This is a genomic window from Enterococcus sp. C57, from assembly GCF_040887305.1.
GTDB lineage: Bacteria > Bacillota > Bacilli > Lactobacillales > Enterococcaceae > Enterococcus_B > Enterococcus_B hirae.
The window spans coordinates 1-208 of sequence record NZ_JBFOFP010000044.1 but is presented as its reverse complement, the minus strand read 5'-3'; the positions used below and the strand labels follow the sequence as shown (position 1 = coordinate 208).

Genomic DNA, 208 nt, shown 5'->3' with positions numbered 1-208 from the left:
TTGGAAAAAGTCAATCAAGCACAAAAAGCATACGATACATTGATGCAAAAATGGCAAGTTGCGAATGAGACGATGGATAAACACTTTATTGATGGAGATATCGGTAATCCTAAAGGTAGTTTTACAACAGAAGAAATGATCGATCTTGCAGAAAAACTAGGTGAACTTCCTTATATAAACATTCCATTTTTAGAAGGCTATACGACCA

1 pseudogene is annotated in these 208 nt (G+C 34.6%); it reads left to right on the top strand.

Annotation, left to right across the window (positions count from 1 at the left end):
- Window positions 1–208: pseudogene (locus AB5M32_RS13740) on the top strand (hypothetical protein); the annotation flags it as partial.